The organism is Cellulosimicrobium sp. SL-1 (genome assembly GCF_011033075.1).
GTDB classification, from domain to species: domain Bacteria; phylum Actinomycetota; class Actinomycetes; order Actinomycetales; family Cellulomonadaceae; genus Cellulosimicrobium; species Cellulosimicrobium funkei.
This window is the reverse complement of the sequence record NZ_JAACJC010000008.1, coordinates 112,390-128,833: the sequence shown is the minus strand read 5'-3', so window position 1 is coordinate 128,833 and position 16,444 is coordinate 112,390. Positions and strand designations below refer to the sequence as shown.

18 protein-coding genes and 1 tRNA gene are annotated in these 16,444 nt (G+C 69.6%); 9 read left to right on the top strand and 10 right to left on the bottom strand.

Annotated elements, in window-relative coordinates:
- Positions 1-42: 42 nt before the first annotated feature.
- From GWJ10_RS13820 to GWJ10_RS13805, 4 genes are all read right to left on the bottom strand, one after another.
- Positions 43-957, bottom strand: coding sequence for an HNH endonuclease (locus tag GWJ10_RS13820; RefSeq protein ID WP_163188083.1), 915 nt, complete (start codon positions 955-957; stop codon positions 43-45).
- Positions 958-1,036: 79 nt separating this feature from the next.
- Positions 1,037-1,900 carry a DUF6615 family protein gene (locus GWJ10_RS13815; protein ID WP_163188081.1) on the bottom strand — a complete coding sequence of 288 codons (864 nt, stop codon included), beginning with the start codon at positions 1,898-1,900 and terminating at the stop codon, positions 1,037-1,039.
- Positions 1,901-1,983: 83 nt separating this feature from the next.
- A complete protein-coding gene (locus GWJ10_RS13810) occupies positions 1,984-2,295 on the bottom strand; it encodes a hypothetical protein (protein ID WP_163188079.1) in 312 nt (103 codons plus the stop codon).
- A 285-nt stretch (positions 2,296-2,580) separates the two neighbouring features.
- The gene (locus tag GWJ10_RS13805; RefSeq protein WP_163188077.1) at positions 2,581-3,108 is read right to left on the bottom strand and encodes a hypothetical protein; all 528 of its coding nucleotides are present in this window, start codon (positions 3,106-3,108) and stop codon (positions 2,581-2,583) included.
- Positions 3,109-3,280: 172 nt separating this feature from the next.
- Between GWJ10_RS13805 and GWJ10_RS13800 the strand changes: the two genes are divergently transcribed.
- Positions 3,281-4,018 (top strand): hypothetical protein, encoded by a 738-nt coding sequence (locus GWJ10_RS13800; protein ID WP_163188075.1) that lies wholly within the window; start codon positions 3,281-3,283, stop codon positions 4,016-4,018.
- Between the two features lie 75 nt (positions 4,019-4,093).
- On the opposite strand, the gene GWJ10_RS13795 is transcribed toward GWJ10_RS13800, so the two are convergent.
- On the bottom strand, positions 4,094-4,630 hold the full coding sequence (locus tag GWJ10_RS13795; RefSeq protein WP_163188073.1) for a Pycsar system effector family protein: 537 nt from the start codon (positions 4,628-4,630) through the stop codon (positions 4,094-4,096).
- Positions 4,631-4,778: 148 nt separating this feature from the next.
- Here GWJ10_RS13795 and GWJ10_RS13790 point away from each other — a divergent pair, with 148 nt between their 5' ends.
- The 4 genes from GWJ10_RS13790 (at position 4,779) to GWJ10_RS13775 (ending at position 8,477) form a co-directional block, all read left to right on the top strand.
- Positions 4,779-5,705, top strand: coding sequence for a hypothetical protein (locus GWJ10_RS13790; protein WP_163188071.1), 927 nt, complete (start codon positions 4,779-4,781; stop codon positions 5,703-5,705).
- A 318-nt stretch (positions 5,706-6,023) separates the two neighbouring features.
- Entirely contained in the window at positions 6,024-7,019 is a 996-nt protein-coding gene (locus tag GWJ10_RS13785) for a hypothetical protein (RefSeq protein ID WP_163188069.1), read from the top strand.
- Between the two features lie 46 nt (positions 7,020-7,065).
- Positions 7,066-7,821, top strand: coding sequence for a hypothetical protein (locus GWJ10_RS13780; protein WP_163188067.1), 756 nt, complete (start codon positions 7,066-7,068; stop codon positions 7,819-7,821).
- 287 nt (positions 7,822-8,108) lie between these two features.
- Positions 8,109-8,477, top strand: coding sequence for a hypothetical protein (locus tag GWJ10_RS13775; RefSeq protein WP_241005810.1), 369 nt, complete (start codon positions 8,109-8,111; stop codon positions 8,475-8,477).
- A 327-nt stretch (positions 8,478-8,804) separates the two neighbouring features.
- On the opposite strand, the gene GWJ10_RS13770 is transcribed toward GWJ10_RS13775, so the two are convergent.
- Positions 8,805-8,877: transfer RNA gene (locus GWJ10_RS13770), tRNA-Arg, on the bottom strand.
- 101 nt (positions 8,878-8,978) lie between these two features.
- On the opposite strand from GWJ10_RS13770, the gene GWJ10_RS13765 reads away from it, so the two are divergent.
- Positions 8,979-9,983: a nucleoside hydrolase gene (locus GWJ10_RS13765; RefSeq protein WP_163188065.1), complete on the top strand. Its 1,005-nt coding sequence runs from the start codon at positions 8,979-8,981 to the stop codon at positions 9,981-9,983.
- A 50-nt stretch (positions 9,984-10,033) separates the two neighbouring features.
- Here the strand turns inward: GWJ10_RS13765 and GWJ10_RS13760 are convergent, their stop codons facing one another.
- Together GWJ10_RS13760 and GWJ10_RS13755 are read right to left on the bottom strand one after the other, a co-directional pair.
- On the bottom strand, positions 10,034-10,591 hold the full coding sequence (locus GWJ10_RS13760; protein ID WP_163188063.1) for a dihydrofolate reductase: 558 nt from the start codon (positions 10,589-10,591) through the stop codon (positions 10,034-10,036).
- A complete protein-coding gene (locus GWJ10_RS13755) occupies positions 10,591-11,385 on the bottom strand; it encodes a thymidylate synthase (RefSeq protein WP_163188205.1) in 795 nt (264 codons plus the stop codon). The genes GWJ10_RS13760 and GWJ10_RS13755 overlap by 1 nt, the downstream gene beginning before the upstream one ends.
- A 267-nt stretch (positions 11,386-11,652) precedes the next feature.
- On the opposite strand from GWJ10_RS13755, the gene GWJ10_RS13750 reads away from it, so the two are divergent.
- Complete coding sequence (locus GWJ10_RS13750) at positions 11,653-13,086, top strand: FAD-dependent oxidoreductase (RefSeq protein WP_163188061.1); 1,434 nt, start codon at positions 11,653-11,655, stop codon at positions 13,084-13,086.
- A gap of 17 nt (positions 13,087-13,103) precedes the next feature.
- On the opposite strand, the gene GWJ10_RS13745 is transcribed toward GWJ10_RS13750, so the two are convergent.
- The gene (locus GWJ10_RS13745) at positions 13,104-14,012 is read right to left on the bottom strand and encodes an RNA polymerase sigma-70 factor (RefSeq protein WP_163188059.1); all 909 of its coding nucleotides are present in this window, start codon (positions 14,010-14,012) and stop codon (positions 13,104-13,106) included.
- Positions 14,013-14,065: 53 nt separating this feature from the next.
- Entirely contained in the window at positions 14,066-14,809 is a 744-nt protein-coding gene (locus tag GWJ10_RS13740; RefSeq protein WP_163188058.1) for an SDR family oxidoreductase, read from the bottom strand.
- A 167-nt stretch (positions 14,810-14,976) separates the two neighbouring features.
- Between GWJ10_RS13740 and GWJ10_RS13735 the strand changes: the two genes are divergently transcribed.
- Entirely contained in the window at positions 14,977-15,495 is a 519-nt protein-coding gene (locus GWJ10_RS13735) for an OsmC family protein (RefSeq protein ID WP_081895945.1), read from the top strand.
- Between the two features lie 22 nt (positions 15,496-15,517).
- A complete protein-coding gene (locus GWJ10_RS13730) occupies positions 15,518-16,435 on the top strand; it encodes a hypothetical protein (protein WP_241005809.1) in 918 nt (305 codons plus the stop codon).
- The last annotated feature ends 9 nt before the right edge of the window (positions 16,436-16,444 follow it).

Sequence of the window (16,444 nt, the reverse complement as noted above, 5' to 3'; positions counted from 1 at the left end):
GCTGGTTCTGCTTCGCAGGCCACTTTGGGGCTCTTACGCGCGTTAGTGGTCTTGGACCTCGATCAGCCGGGCTGCGTCGACCGGCCATGCGACCACCAGCTGCCAGCCCATCCGGATGACGTGATTTTGCTCGCCGGACTCTCTGTGCGTGGCGGTGCACAAGGTGACTCCGGGTGCTTGGGCCATCGGCGCGTCGTATCTCACGTGCAACCTGCGGAGAGGCGGGTCCAGGGTCCGGTGGGCCCCGCTCCCGCGGTTCCGCCAGTTGCTCAGCTGGCGACGGACGAGCTGAGCGACTGGCCACCGCTCGGGCTGTTCAACGATGGCGGGATTCAACGCGCAGGCCGCGAGGTAGGCGTTCTTGAGGATCGCCGCGTAGGACAGACACTGGCAAGGGCGTTCTAGCTGGATCTCATATCCGGGGTCGGTGAACATCGGCCCCGTCCACTCGGGCCAGTCACCGTTCCATGTGGACAGCATGATGTGCCTGTTTTCGTCGAGGCGGAGGATCACGTCAGCGACGCGTCGCTCTCCCCGGAATCCCGGCCCTCGTACTGCCAGCGTGTATCGCTCCTCAGCGCGCTTGAGTAGGGCATCTTCCATGCTGCCGAAGTAGTTGTTGCACGTCTTGCAGGTCTGTGTCAGGACGCTGCCGCCCAGCCGCCCGGGCGGGACATGCTCGTCGCTCAGGTTCTCCTCGCCGCCACAGATCGGGCATACACCGAAGTCCGTACGCTTGGCGACGAGGAGTGGTTCGTACACCCAGGCGTCCTCGTCCTCGGTCTTCGTGAGCCGGGTGGTGAGCAGTCCATGGCCTTCGGTCCGGAACGACAGGACGCTCCCCAGAGGTCGCCCGTTGCCGCGACGTCGGCGACCGGACGCCTCCTCTACGACGCCGGGGCTTGGCGGACCCACGGAGATCGGCCGCCAGCCCGAGACCTCAACCTGATGAGCCATCTACACGTCCTTTCGGCGCGGGAGTTCTCGCGCACCGCGACCAGGGGTCCCTCCCCTTGCCGACGCGCCTTCGGGCTCTCTACCCCTGTGACGTGTCGAGGTCTAGCACAACGACACCACCGACCTTCCCGGGTAGGTCGGCCTGGATGGGGTTGCCGTGCAGTACGTCCAAGGCGTAGCCCGGAGGGGTGCGCCTGAGGCCTCGCAGGATGTTGGGGAACACCTGGTCGCTCATGTGTCCCTGGTCGGAGGGCAGGTGGGAGAAGTACGGGTCGTCAGTAACGTTCTCGGAGACAGCAGTGTCCGTCATGACTCCGGATTGTCTCTCCCTCACGTTCATCACGATCGAGACCAGAGATTTCGCTACACTCAGCACTCCGTCGTGCTTAGACGTGAGGAATGAGCGCAGCGACTCGGGCAGGTCGGCCCTTACTCGCAACGGTCGAGGTCCCAGATCCGCGTCGGTGAGGAACTCCAGCGGCACGGTCGAGGAGAGCTCGAACGGCGCATCGAACCGAGCGAGGTACTCCGCGGCGTTGGCGGGGAACAGCGTCACCGTCGCCGCACGGCACCATTCACAGTCGCCCGTATGGTCAGGACGTCCACATGACAGGCCTCCCCTGGATTCGGGGGTGCCGGTGTACACCGCGTAGACCGGAGCGACGTTGAGTGCCTTGGCCGAATCAACGAGCCTTGCCCACTGCTGTCCGTCTTTGTACCCGAAGTCAGCCGTCCACTTCGGGGGTTTCAGCCGCTTCGCTTGGATCAGCATCCCAAAGGCGGCGTCCTTCTCGAGCCACCACCAGAGCCAGTCGGCGCCGGTCTTGCCTTCCTCGTTCCGGTTGAACGCGACGCCGCGCATGAAGGGCCAGGTGTGCTGCAGAAGCATGTCGGTCACCGTCTCTTCGTGCCATGTCAACCCGGCACGGTCGAAGACGCCCATGTGCTCCTCGACAGCGGTGCGCCCCTTCCGCAGCGTTGCGCGCAGTTCGTCGGCAGGTGTCCTCTGGACTCCTTCGGGGGCCGTCACACCGGGCGCCAGTACTCGTAGATGCGGCGGACCTCGGTGTGCCAGGGGTGGCGGTCGCCGTCGACCCAACCTTGGCCTGGCTTGCCGTCTCGTTTGTTGACCACCAAGGCGGGGAGGCTTGGTTGGTCGGCTTCGTGACACTCGTTCGAGAGGTCTCTGAGGATGTAACGCATCTGGTGGCTCAGCCCGACCCCGCTGATGCCGATGGCACGTCCGAGCTCCTCGTAGGTGAGGAGGGTCCGGCGCATCGCCGCGACAACCAGGGCTGCACGGGCTTCGGCTACGAACGCCTCGCGGGGCTTCGACATAGGCAGAGTTCTACCATCGCTAGGCGGTTGGTGGTACTGCCGCCATATCTTGGGGCGGACGATGGGTGCACTTGCAGTTCTGGCGGTTTTCGGGTCCTGGCGGCCTTGGTGCTTTTGACGTCGGATTGCACGGCGAACCGGGATGGTATCTACCGGGGCCTCAGCGTAAACTGCCTCTGGGTGGCGGTTCTTGGCGCCCGCTCCAAACGGCAGCGGGCTGCTTGGGGAGTCTCCTTTGCTCGTTTACGATCATCTGCCGACGAGGTTGATATGCGGCGGTTACCCTCACAGCCACGACTCGGTATCGCCTCGGATCTCGGCAACGTAGCCCGCAAGATCCTGATAATCCCACGCTATTCGCGAATTCTCTTCGTAGGTCAATATGTCGCCACACTCGTCAGCCTCCAGAGATATTTCAAATGTCTCCTGGTAAAACGAAGGCAAGAGTTCACGAACTCTATCGAGGTAGTTGGACATCGTCTCGCGTGTGATTACCCCTCCTCCTGGCATGCCTGGTTGAGGGCCGAGCGCAGTAAAGAAGTCATCTGGCGTCTCGTCGATCATCGATAATACTCTTGCCCAGATTTTCCGCTCCGGCACTTCTTGTGGGCGTGAGGCGTCACTCTCGACATGTTGCCGCTCGTGATGTGTGGTCACCGTGGCCCGGCCCTCGGCGGCAAGCGGATCGTCAAGCGCGTCTTGTCCGCCTGGTGCGTCTTCCCTGACACCACCCGTGCTCACGCTCTGCCCTGCTACCGACCGTCCTTTGATCGCGTGCTGGTTGGTGCCGCGACCGCCACCCGTCTTGCCCATGACTGATCTCCTTGTCTGTACGAGGGTTGGACCGGCCACAGGAGCATGGCGGTCCTCCACCTTGTACGTTGACGGGGGATTCACGAACCGCACAGGGGTGTTCTCGGCGTTACCCTCGCTGCTAGGTAGCCAGCCCGATGGACGACGTGGCGTGCAAGAGAGGTGTTGCTCCGTGCCCAGCAAGGCAGCGAAATCCAAAGATCGGACCACGGCGGTAGGGCGTGACCTCGAGACGGTGCACCGTTTCACGCTCGACCTCCTCGCCCAGCACGGGCTCGACGACTGGTCGGTGTACTGGGTGCGGTCGCTCGAGAAAACTGATGGCGGGGGTGCAACCTTCTGCCACGCGAGACGCATCCTCTTCAGCGCCGCTCATGTCGCACTGTTCACCCCGGCGGAACGTCGCGATGCGGTCCGCCACGAGGTAGCCCACGCACTCGTCGGGGTCGCGTCCGAGCATTCGCAGGAGTGGAAGCTGAAGGCTGTCGAGCTGGGCGGCTCAGGTACCAAGTCGCAAACGGTGAGCTGGCGGCTGTACCCGTGGTACGGGCTTTGCCCAGACGAGCACGGGTTCGTCTCGGTCACCCCGCCAGGCCCTGACGGTTTTCTCTGCACAGACAAGACCCACGAACAGCCGGTCAAACTGGAATGGTGGAAGAAGAACCCGAGGTCGCCCGCCCTCGACCCCGGAGTGATTCGGATCGTCGAGAAACACCCAGAGCCACCGTCCGAGCCTGGTTTCGCAGTCGGAGACACCGTCTATGTCGTCCCTTACGGGGCTGACAGGTTCGACAACGCTCCGCTCGTCGTCCTTGAGGTAGGCGAGCGTGACTACCTGACGCGCCACGCCGACACAGGTGAGGAAATCCTGGTTCGCCACGAGATGGTCGGGGCAGCCCGGAAGCTCTAGCTCGCGGCCTAGGGGCTCCGACACGGCTCGCTAGACGGCGGTACGACGGTGCACTGCTAGTTGCCCGCAGCGAACTCACTGGGAGGCTTGTAGTACCAGCTCGAGCACCAGGCACAGCGCCATCGCGGCGACTGAGACGGCAGCCGTGACCAGCGACCTGCGGACCAAGGAGTACTTGCGACGCACCGCACGCGAGAGCCTCCACAGCTGGTGGCTCGCCCTGGACGCGTCGGCGAAGCTCGTGCCCGCCAGTGCCTTCGCCAGGTCGGACGCCGAGTCGAAGTCGGCGGCGTGCCCCCAGTAGTAGACGCCCCCGGCTCGGTCCGTGGTGGTGAAACGGGGCCACAGTGCGCTGCCCGCCAGGACCACGGAGACCACAGCTGTTGCCACCGACACCCAGAACAGGACCGCTGCCGGGGTTCGCAGACCGGTAGGTGACCAGTCTCCGGCGAGCAGCCCAGCCCCGAGGACACCGAACCCGACTCCGAGCGTCGCTAGCAGAACGGCCGCCTTGTTGTCGGCCATGGGCGCTTCGGCCCGCGCCTCATCGAGCATGGTCTGCGCGGCGGCGTGCCACTCAAGCTGCTGCCCCGTGCCCTTCCGCCCTGCCACGTGCCCTCCCCCGATCCTTGACCGTCCAGTCCGGGCTGAGTGTCCCCCAACGACACCTGACCAGCCAGGGGCATGGACGCAAATCACCCGCTCCGCCATCCCGCACGAGTGGCGGTAGCCGCTAGCCTGCCGCCGAGAGGAGGTCGTCATGGGGCTTGACGAGCTGATGTCTGGGTTGGGGTCGACCGTGCGCGAGACTCTCAGGGCTGTCCCAGAGGTGACCGAAGACGCCGATCCGAGCATCGACGACATCCCCGGGCAGGGGTCAGGTCGCTGGTTGAAGATCCCCAACCTGGTGGCGGTGGTGTTCGACCTCAAGGGGTCCACGAACCTGGGCACCGGGCGGCATGACACTTCCACGGCGCGTGTGTACAAGTCCGCGGTCGAGTCCGCCGTGGCGATCCTCAACGAGTTCGAGGCGCAGTTCGTCGATATCCAGGGCGACGGAGGGTTCGGGCTGTTCTGGGGTGACCTTGCTTACGAGCGTGCGCTGTGCGGTGCGGTCACCGTGCGGACGTTCAGCGCGGACCTGGTCAAACAGCTCGAGGGCAAGTTCGGTGACGGGTTTCCCGAGACTGGTTTCAAGGTCGGTGTCGCGTGCGGGCGGGTGCTGGTGAAGCAGCTGGGGACACCTCGCAACGTAGACGAGCAGGAGGCGGTCTGGGCTGGACGCCCCGTGAACTATGCCGCGAAGGCCGCCCAAGCCGCCGACCGGCACGAGGTCATAGTCACCGGCAGCGTCTGGGACTACTTCGAGAGCAATGACTACGTCGCGTACTCGTGTGACTGCGGGCACAACGGACCGTCCTCGTCGTTGTGGCAGGACTTCACCATCGACAAGCTTGACGGCGACGAGAAGTACGGGCGCAAACTGACGGTCCCGTGGTGCGAGGTCCACGGGCAAGAGTTCTGCGAGGCGATCCGCTCCGGCAGCAGGGACCGCGATGATGTTTCGGATGACGCCAGGAGGCTGTCTGCCCTGTCGACGATGGTGGGCCGCGGTGCTTCTGAGGCGCGCGGCTCGCGCAAGCAGCGACGTCAGCTCTCAGCCATGAAGTCCAAGCGGCGGGGGTAGTCGCGGGCGGCCGGGATCCAGCCTGGACGCGCTCGACGGCTGACAGTCCCACCAAGTCGGGCAGGCAGAGGTCCAGGGACGCAGCGGCGGACGGGCACCCCCGGGGGTCTCGACCCAGTAGACCAGCTGCTCGTCCGTCAGTGGACTACTTGCAATGGCTTGCCGAGTGCCCAACGCTGACAGTCGAGCCAACACCCAGCGACGCTAGCCACCGGTCCACCACCCTGCCGCGATAGACTGGCGCCCATACCAGTTCGAACCATACCCTGTCCAACAAGTCAGTACCCACGAGATGGGTCGGGATTTGTTGGAGGTCCGGTGGGAATCGATGTAGGCGAACTACTGCGCGAGTTCGGTTTCAGCATCGACGAGGGAGGGCGCGGAGCCCGGTGGTCCCTGCGCGTGCCGGGCGGGAGGAAGTTTGTCGTCGAACCGACTCCGCCGTTGATCCACCTCAACGCGCACGCAGTTCGCAGGCTCCCGGAGGAGGACCGGTCACGCCTGCTGGTCGCAGAGACAGCAACCCACAGTGTTGTCCAAGAGGCTCTGGCCGGCAGGCTGGACATATTGACCGCCCACCCACCGCGGCTGATCCACGACGGGCACGACTTCGCGCTCATCGACGACCAAGCCGCGCCGCCACCAGCCCGTCCGCGCACCGCCCGCACTGCTTGGACACGATGGGCGGTCGAGCGTTACCTGCTGCTGGCGGACGAGCCTTCCCGTCAGCCAGTCATCGCGCATTCTGTCAGGACCACCCAGCAGTCGGTCTCTAATGCTGTGCGGCACCTGTCCGGGCTCGTTACCGAGACGGGCGAGGGATTCGTGGCGACAAACCGTGCCGAGCTCCTGCAGCACTGGTTCACCGACTACGCCGGACCGGGCGGAGTCGAGCTGGGCTGGTACAGCCTGGACCCCGTCGTACGCCAGGTTTCGGCCGCCGTCGAGGCCGCGGACCTGGTCGATGTGCCGGCCTTGGTCAGCGGCGACGTCGCCGCCGACCTGCTGGCTCCTTGGAAGCTCCCAGCGCGTGGGCGTGTGTACCTGACCGGCCCCGTAGACCTGGAGAATGACGGTTTCGTGCCAGCCCCGCTCCAGGAGGCGACTCTTGTGACGTGCGTCCCTGCCGATCCGAGCTTGTGGCGGCTCACGCACCTGCGCGCGACCACACGCAAACCTCTGCCGCTGCCGCTGGCAGACCCCGCGATCGTGTACTGGGACCTCAAGACCAGCGGCGAGATCGACAGCGACGAAGCAGCTGAACACCTGGCGTCCCTGACACTGAAGAGGGCAAATGAGCAGCCCTGGAACTGACCCGTCCACGAGGAGCGAAGCCCCGCTGCCCATGCAGGTCCACTCCATGAGCAAAGCTGACGACCTGAGCTTCCTCGGCCAGAAGGCCGTCGCCGACGCGATGGCCGACGACGGCGAGTATCGGATCGTCGGGGGCACGATGGTACGCCTCCTCGGCCTGGTCTACCCCACCCCTGCAGCGCGGGCGCGAACGACCGTCGACGCTGACACGGCCGTCGGTGACATCGAGATCGTCGGGGCGGTAGCCGAGCGCCTCAAGGCCGACGACTTCACCCAGGAGGGCGGCAACCTCTTCTTCAAACCGCTCGACCCAGAGCGCCGGATCGAGGTGAACCTGCTGCTCTCCCGCCACGGCACGACCTCCGGCATGCAACCTCAAGAGGTTCCCGGCGTGGGACAGGTCGACACCCTCCCCGAGCTTGTCTTCGCGCTGGCCCAGCCACCACTGGAGCTCGCGATGACAGTCACTCTCACCGAGGGCGACGTCATCGAGTACACCACGCGCATTCCCGGCCTGGAGGCAGCCACGGTATTGAAGGCACACGCGCGGAAGAACCGCTACGAAGACAAGGACCTCTTGGATCTGAACTCGCTGCTGGAGATCCGCGAAGCTCACCCCGACCTGCCGTGGCGGCTGAACACCCCGCCCCTCAAGGCGACACGGCGCAACACCGCCCAGATCTTGCACATGCTGCGCGCCAACACCTTGTCCCGTCCGAGCGGTCGCGGACCCAACCTGCCCGACGACATCGACCGGCTCCGCATGGCAGCACTCATCAACCGCCACATCACCACCGTGTAGACCACCAGGCACCCACAGGGCCCCGGGCCTGGGCTTACGGGCCAACATGCCGCCGTAGCACTCGACCCGACGCGGTCTGTGGACAGTCCGTGCCGCGACCGACACCTCCCTTTATCAGACTACCCGGCCTTCTGTCCAACAAGTAGAGGCCCATGGCATGGGACGAGATTTGTTGGTCACCGGACGCGGATCGCTACTCACGAACTGAGGCTCGGACAGCGGAGCCAAACACCTGCGATCGGCATCTTATCGAACGTGTGTTCGAGTGATGGCGTAGGCTGGTCGGTGTGGGTGAGCAGGACGACGGGCGGCGGTTGGTCCGCCGCAAGGGTGACGACCGTGCGGGCGTGGTGGCGTCCGCACCCCGCCCGGGCCAGCTGGAGGACCGGCCCTGGTCGCAGCGCAAACCCTTGAACCACGAGTCACCCGCCCGGGCGCCCGTCCGCCCGTCCGGTGACCTGCCGGTGATCGTCCGGTTGTTGTGGGACACGCACGAGGAGCTGTTGCCGGCCAGGGCGATCCGGTGGACCGACACCCATGTGATGGTGGTCGTGAAGGCTCTGGCTCCTCCGTACAACCAGCACGAGCTGGTGGTGTGGTTGCGCGTGGAGGACGCGTTCCGCACGGTCCCCCGACGGCCTCCCACCCGGTTCTGACACCCCATATGCGGGCCTGCTGACGGGCTGGGAGCAAACCGGACACTGTTGGACCAATGCGGGCATAACGGTGCCGGAACTGGTCTTGGGGGAGGTCGCGAACCCTTGGGGTTCGGTACCGGGTGCCGGCCCCCTGTCGAGGATCGGCTTGTTCGCACCGGTCGCGACCGGGGCTGGACGCCCGCTGCGGGGGAGGTTTGGGGGAGCCCCAGCAGTAACAAGTTTATATAAGTGCAGGTCAGAGCGTTGCAGTTTTGGGCTCTGCTGGGGGAGGTTCCACAGCGGGGGTGTCTACAGAAAGTGCCTGTGACCTGCGGTTTTACTCGGTGCGCCTGGCCAGATTCGAACTGGCGACACCCGCTTTAGGAGAGCGGTGCTCTATCCCCTGAGCTACAGGCGCGTGGCCCCGGGTCAGGGCCGCAGCACAGCCTAGCCGTCACTGGCGCCCGGACGCGAAGCGCACCGGCGGCCCCGGCCCCGGGGACGCGCGAGGATGGGTCGATGTCCGCTCACGCCCCGGCCCAGCCCGTCCCGTCCGCCCCTGACTCCCGCACGACCGCGCCCCGCCGGATCGTCCTCGACTGCGACCCCGGCCACGACGACGCGATCGCGATGCTCCTCGCGCACGGGAGCCCCGCCGTCGACCTGGTCGCGGTGACGACGGTCGCCGGGAACCAGACGCTCGAGAAGGTGACGCGGAACGCGCTCGCCGTCGCGGAGCTCGCCGGGATCGACGTCCCGGTCGCGGCCGGGTGCGACCGTCCGCTCGTCCGGCCCCGGATCGTCGCGCCGGACATCCACGGCGACTCGGGCATGGACGGGCCGGTGCTGCCCGCCCCGCGCCGCGCCGTCGACGACCGGCACGCGGTGGACCTCATCATCGAGACGGTCCTGGCGGCCGAGCCGGGCGAGATCACGCTCGTCCCGACGGGCCCGCTGACGAACGTCGCGATGGCCGCGCGCAAGGAGCCGCGGATCGTGCCGCGCGTCCGCGAGGTGGTCCTCATGGGCGGCGGGTACCACGTGGGCAACCGGACCCCGGTCGCGGAGTTCAACGTCCTCGCGGACCCGGAGGCGGCGCACGTCGTGCTCACCGAGGCGTGGCCGGTGACGATGGTGGGGCTCGACCTCACGCACCAGGCCGTCGCGACGGCGGACGTGCGCGACGGGATCGCCGCGCTCGGCACCGCCCCGGCCCGGTTCGTCGGCGAGCTGCTGGACTTCTACGGCACGACGTACCGCACGGCGCAGGGCTTCCCCTCCCCGCCCGTGCACGACCCGTGCGCGGTCGCGTACGTCGTCGACCCGTCGGTGATGACGACGCGCCGCGCGCCGCTGGACGTCGAGCTGCACGGCGGGCTGACGACCGGCATGACCGTCGCCGACCTGCGCGGCGACGAGCCCGGCCCGGAGGAGTGCCGCACGCAGGTCGCGGTCACCCTCGACCACGGCCGGTTCTGGGACCTCGTGCTGGACGCCCTGCGCCGCGTCGGCGACCCCGCCTGACCGCTGGGTGCGTGATCTCGTCGCGCTCCGACCGGGCGAGCGCGGCGAGCTCACGCACTCAGCGAGGGGGGGCGGGTGTGGGTGACGACGCGGTAGCGCAGTCCGGTGGACGACGTCGCCCACTCTCCCGCGTTCACGGACCACCCGGCGGGGACCTCGGGGGCGAACGTGTCGCCGTCGACGACGGCGTCGATCTCGGTGACCACGCACCGGTCCGCCTCGTCGACGGTCGCGGCGTAGAGCTGGGCACCGCCCATGACCCACACCTCGTCGGAGCTGCTGGTCCGGGCCGCGCTGCGGGCGGCCGCGAGCGCCGCGTCGACCGACCCTGCCACGCGCACGGGCGCGCCGCCGTCGCCCTCCGGGCGGCTGCCGTCGGGCACCCACGACTCCTGGCGCGTGACGACGACGTTGAGGCGCCCCGGCAGGGGCCGGAACCGGGGCGGGAGCGAGTCCCACGTGCGGCGGCCCATGACCACGGGGTGGCCCGACGTGACGCGCCGGAAGTGCGCGAGGTCCTCGGGCAGGTGCCACGGCATGGTGCCGCCCGCGCCGATGACGGGCCGCCCGGCGGCGTCGCGCGCCTGGGCCCAGATCAGTCCGAGCATCAGACCGCGATCGGCGCCTTGATGGTCGGGTGGTGCTGGTACCCGACGACCTCGATGTCCTCGTACTCGTAGGCGTCGATCGAGTCGCGGGGCGCGAGGCGCAGCGTCGGGTACGGGTACGGCTCGCGCGTGAGCTGCTCGCGCACCTGCTCGACGTGATTGTCGTAGATGTGCACGTCGCCGCCGGTCCACACGAAGTCGCCGACCTCGAGGCCGGTCTGCGCGGCGACCATGTGGACGAGCAGCGCGTACGACGCGATGTTGAACGGCACGCCGAGGAAGAGGTCGGCCGAGCGCTGGTAGAGCTGGCACGAGAGCCGGCCGTCGGCCACGTAGAACTGGAAGAACGCGTGGCACGGCGGCAGCGCCATGTCCTCGATCTCCCCGACGTTCCACGCGGAGACGATGTGCCGCCGCGAGTCGGGGTTCGCCCTGATCTGCTCGATCACCTGCGCGACCTGGTCGACGTGGCGGCCGTCCGGCGTCGGCCACGAGCGCCACTGGACGCCGTAGACGGGGCCGAGCTCGCCGTCGGCGTCGGCCCACTCGTCCCAGATGCGCACGCCGCGCTCCTGGAGCCAGCGCACGTTCGAGTCGCCGCGCAGGAACCACAGCAGCTCGTACGCGACGGACTTGAGGTGCACGCGCTTGGTCGTGATCAGGGGGAAGCCCTGCGACAGGTCGAAGCGGATCTGCCGCCCGAACACGCTGCGTGTGCCCGTCCCGGTGCGGTCGCCCTTGGGGGTGCCGTGCGCGAGGACGTCGCGGAGCAGGTCCTCGTACGGGGTGGGCACGGGCCCGGGCGCGCTGCCCGACGGCGCACGCTCACCCTCGGTCGCCACGGCAAGGGTCGAGGAGGTTGCGTCGGGGGCCACGCCCGACAGTGTCGGTCGTCGCCACGCGGTGGGTCAAACACCGCGACCGGCCAGTCCCCACCGCGCCGTCCGTGACCTCCCGGGCCGGAGGTCGGCGTGACGCACGTCATGTCACGCGTCGGCCCGCGGACCGGTCGGAGGGGTAGGGACGTCGGAGAGGCGTCCAAGGGCACCGGGAGGTACGTGATGGAACGCATCGTCGTCGTCGGTGGCGGGTACGCCGGGTTCACGGCTGCCCGGGAGCTCGAGAAGCGGCTGCGACACGAGCTGCGGCGGGGCGAGGTGGAGCTGGTCCTCGTCGACCCCCGTCCGTACATGACCTATCAGCCGTTCCTGCCCGAGGTGGTCGCGGGCTCGGTCGAGGCGCGGCACGCCGCCGTGGCGCACCGTAGGCACCTGCGCCGCACGCGCCTCGTCGACGGGACCGTCGAACGGGTGGACCACGCGCGTCGCACGGTCGTCGTGCGGCCGCGGTCCGGCGAGCCGTACGAGCTCGCGTACGACACGGCGGTGGTCACTGCCGGCGCGGTGACACGGGTCTTCCCCGTGCCCGGTGTGGCGGAGCATGCGATCGGCATGAAGCACGTCGAGGAGGCCGTCGCGATCCGCGACCGTCTGCTCACGTCGTTCGACCGTGCGGCGAGCCTCCCGCCCGGACCGGAGCGCGAGCGCCTCCTCACCGTGACGTTCGTGGGCGGCGGGTTCTCGGGGGTCGAGGGCTTCGCCGAGCTGCTGTCGCTCGCTGACGACCTCCTGCGCCTCTACCCCGAGATCACCGCCTCCGAGGTGCAGTTCCACCTCGTCGAGCGCAGCCGGCGCATCCTGCCCGAGGTGACCGACCGCCCCGGCCGCTGGGTGGTCGGTCAGCTCGAGCGCCGCGGGGCGCACGTCCACCTGGGAGCGGGGATCGAGTCGGCCGAGGGCGGCGTCGTCCGGCTCTCGACCGGGGAGGAGTTCCCCTCGGGCCTCCTCGTGTGGACGGCGGGGAACGCCGCGAACCCCGTCGTCGCGGCGCACACCGACCTGCCCGTGGATGCTCGGGGGTACGTCGTCACGCGAGCGGACCTGCGCGTCGGTACCGCCGACGCGCTCGTCCCGGACGCCTGGGCCGCGGGAGACGGGGCAGCCGTGCCGGACCTCTCGATCGACCGGCCGGGCGCGCTCACCGTGCCCAACGCGCAGCACGCCGTGCGGCAGGGGAGACGCCTCGCGCGCAACCTGGTCGCGGTGCGGCGTGGGCGCCCGACCCACCCCTACCGGCACGGCAGCCTGGGTGTCGTGGCGACGCTCGGGATCGGCTCAGGCTTGTTCGAGTACCGCAGGGTCGTCGTGCGCGGTGTGCTCGCCTGGCTCATGCACCGCGGGTACCACGTGCTCGCGATCCCCACCTGGGAGCGGAAGGTCCGAGTCCTCGCCGTCTGGCTGACCGCAGGGGTCTTCGGGCGTGACGTCGTGTCGCTCACCGCCGTCCAACGTCCCCGTGCGGCGTTCGTCGCCGGCGTGCCGCGGGCGGGCGTCGCCTCCGCCGAGGCGAGCACCGCCGGGCACGCCGACGCTCCGGCACGGACGACCGGGGACGCGCGCTCCACGCCCGAGGACGAGGCGTCGCAGGTCGCCTGAGGCGGTACGGCCGCGCGTCAGTCCGTGGGCGCGTAGCCGCCGAGCTTCTCCGGGTTCACCTGGAGGTACACGTGCTCGATCCCGCGCGCCGTCACGTCGAGCGACACCAGGGCGAACGGCGCGTCGTCGACGACGACGAGGAGCGCGGGGCGACCGTTCGCCTCGACGACGCGCACCACGGCGTCCGCCCAGTACTTGCGCCACACGTTGTCGAGGAACAACGACACCCGGGGCAGCCCGACGAGCTCGACGCGCGACGCGTGCACCTTCCCGCCGCCGTCCGGGCGCGCGACGACGTGGTCAGCCAGGTACCGCTCGAAGCGAGCCAGGTCGCCGTCGTGCGCGGCGGCCACGAACTCGTCGAGCAGCCGACGGTGCTCTCCGGGGTCCACCGGGACCGCCGGGCCCGCGCCGAGCCGCTCCCGCGCCCGACGCGCGAGCTGCCGTGCGTTGGCCTCCGTCAGGCCGAGGATCTCCGCGACGCGCCGGTACGGGTAGTCGAACGCCTCGCGGAGCACGTAGACGGCGCGCTCGACCGGCGCGAGCCGTTCGAGGAGCACGAGGGTCGCGATCTCGAGCGCCTCGGCCCGCTCCGCGCCCAGGGCGGGGTCGTCCGAGGTGTCGACGGGCTCGGGGAGCCACGGACCCACGTACGTCTCGCGGCGCGCACGGGCGGACGTCGCGGCGTTGATCGCGAGCCGCGTCACCGTCGTCGTGAGGAACGCCGCCGGGTTCCGCACCACGGACCGGTCCGTGCCCTGCCAGCGGACCCACGCCTCCTGCACGACGTCCTCCGCCTCCGTCGCGCTGCCGAGCATGCGGTAGGCGATGCCGAAGAGCCGGGACCGGACGCTCAGGAACGCGTCGAGAGCCCCCTCGTCCTCCCGGACGACGGGGCTCTCGGGCGTTCGTGGGCCGAGACTCATGCAGCCACGCTACGACGCGGACCAGGCTCGCGCGGCCCTGCCGCACGACGACGTCACGCGACGCGCTCCGCGTGCTGCGCGAAGGTCGTGGCACCTCGCAGGGACTCCCCCCGGGGCACGAGCGCGTCCTCGACGAGCTGCGCCCCGAAGTAGGTCGCCTCCGGGTCCGCGACCACCTCCCGGTCGTCGCCCTGCGCCGCGAGCGCCTCGCGGACGAACTCGTCGAAGCGGAACCGCTCCGGCCCCGCGAGCTCGACGACGTCCGCGAGCGGCACACCCGTCGCGACGTCGGCCACGGTGCGCGCGACGTCCGCCGAGGCGACGGGCTGGAACGCGACGGGCGGGATGTGCACCACGCCGTCGACGGTCGCGCCGTCCGCGATGGAGCGCGCGAACTCGAAGAACTGCGTCGCGCGCACGACCGACCACCCGTGCCCGGAAGCACGCACGAGCCGCTCCTGGGCGACCTTGGCCCGCAGGTAGCCGGCGTCGGTCCGGTCCGTGCCGACGATCGACAGGACGACGTGGTGCCCGATCCCGGCGCGGGCCTCCGCGTCGAGGAGCGTGCGGGTGGACGTCTCGAAGAACCGCAGGACGTCGTCGTCCGCGAACGACGGCGAGTTCGACACGTCGACGACCACGTCCGAACCCGCGAGCGCCTCGTCGACACCCGCGCCGGACAACGTGTCCACGCCGGTGCTGGGCGCGGCGACGACCACCTCGTGCCCGGCGTCGCGCACGTCCTGCACGACCTGGCTCCCGATCAGCCCGGTGCCTCCGACGACGACGACTCTCATGATGTCTCCTCTCTCCGGCGCGGCGGGTGCCGCGCACCACTCTCACGACCGGACGACCGTCCGCGGTGTGACAGGCACGCGCGCGCGGGAATCGCGCGCGCCCGCCGCACGTTCCCCGGAGGGCGGACGCCCCGACGCCGCGACCCGACGAGTGCGAGGATTCACGCATGACGACGCAGCCTGCCGAGAACACCCTGAGCGCCGCCGACGAGGCCGCGCACGACGTCCCCGCGCCGTCGCCCGCCCCGGCCGACGCGCTGTGGGTCGAGCGCACGGGCACCCGCACGTACACGGGCCGGTCGGCGCGCGGCGCCGAGGTCTCGATCGGCCCGGCGAGCGAGGGTGCGGTGTTCACGCCCGGCGAGCTGCTGAAGATCGCCCTCGCGGCGTGCGCGGGCATGAGCACGGACCGCACGTTCGCCCGCCGCCTCGGCGACGACTACGCCGTGACGATCCACGTCCAGGGCGACAAGCTCCTCGAGGAGGAGCGGTACCCGAAGATCACGGGCACGTACGACATCGACCTCACGTCGCTCGACGACGACGCGCGCGACCGGCTCGTCACCGTCGCCGCGCGAGCGATCGACAAGGCGTGCACGGTAGGACGGACGGTCAAGGCCGGCGCCGAGGTCGAGTACCTGTTCCAGCCGGAGGGTGCCGGCCGCGAGGTCGAGACCCAGGACTGACCGCGGGATGACGGGAGGCGCCATGGCGTACCAGCAGGACCCCTCGAGAAGCCCCGTGCCGCGCGGCGGCGTGCCCGAGTACGGGACCCCGCCCCCGGACGCCGGGCGCAGGGACCTCTCGACGCAGGACGCGGTCGAGTGGTCCGCCTACCGGCCGACGCCGCTGCTCGACGCCGCGCTCGACAAGGCGGTGACGATCCCGTCGCACGTCATCCGGGCGCACGTCGACTCGGTGCGCCGTCGCAACCCCGAGGCCAGCCCCGCGCAGATCGTCCGGATCCTCGAGCGCGAGTACCTGCTCGTCATCCAGACGGCGGGCGGCGCCGTCGGCGCGGCGGCCGCCTTCCCCGCGGTCGGGACGGGCGTCGGGATCGCGCTGACGTCGAGCGACGTCGCGACGTTCTTCGCCTCCTCGGCCGCGTTCGCGCTCGCGGTGGCGGACGTGCACGGCATCGCGGTGGACGACGTGGGCCGCCGTCGGGCGCTCCTGCTCGCGACCGTTCTCGGCGAGAAGGGCGCGCGCGACGTCGAGCGCGCGACCCAGGGGTCGGGCCTCGCGTGGGGCAAGGTGCTCCTGACGAGCATGCCCGCCGGGACGCTCGTCAAGGTCAACAAGGCGCTCGGCAACCGGTTCCTGCGCACCCAGCTCGCGAAGCAGTCCGGCCTCGCGCTCGGCCGGCTCGTGCCGTTCGGCGTCGGCGCCGTCGTGGGCGTGGCGGGGGCGCGGGCGCTCGGGCACGGCGTGATCGCCCAGTCGCGGCGCGCGTTCGGGCCGCCGCCGTCGGTGTTCGGCCGGCTCCTCGAGGTCGTGGAGTCGCCCGTGCAGGACGCGCCGCCGCGGCTCGTCCCCGTCCCCGAGGACGCGGAGCCGCGCCGCCGTCGTCGGCTGCTGCCGGGGCGGGGACGGCGCGACCGCTCCCCCGCCCGCGACGCCGAGTGACGACCCGGG